Source organism: Halomonas sp. 141 (genome assembly GCF_002810305.1).
Taxonomy (GTDB): Bacteria; Pseudomonadota; Gammaproteobacteria; order Pseudomonadales; family Halomonadaceae; genus Vreelandella; species Vreelandella stevensii.
This window is the reverse complement of record NZ_PINZ01000152.1, coordinates 1-322: the sequence shown is the minus strand read 5'-3', so window position 1 is coordinate 322 and position 322 is coordinate 1. Positions and strand designations below refer to the sequence as shown.

Below are 322 nucleotides of genomic sequence, written 5' to 3'. Positions count from 1 at the left end.
CGGCAGTCCTGTCTGATTGATCGGTTACCTGCTCCCCATCCTGAAACCGGACGTTGTTCACGACCAGCTCCAGCTTGTTGAACCCCTTGATCCGCTTCCAGCGCTTCTGGGCGCTCTGAAGCAGCTTGAAGACCATCGCCAGGGTCGTCGCTCTGGAGCCGCAGTTCCGGCTGCGCTTGCTCCGCAGGCGGACCGTGGCGAAGGTCGACTCGATCGGGTTGGTGGTGCGGATATGCACCCAGTGTTCTGCCGGGTAGTCATAGAACGCCAGCAGCTCCTCCCGATCCTTGGCCAGGCACTCCATGGCTCTGGGGTACTTGGC

General features: G+C 61.8%; 1 protein-coding gene. It reads right to left on the bottom strand.

What is annotated here, in order from left to right; genetic code table 11:
• On the bottom strand, positions 1-322 hold a 322-nt coding region (locus CWI66_RS17780; RefSeq protein WP_198517622.1), incomplete at both ends, for a transposase.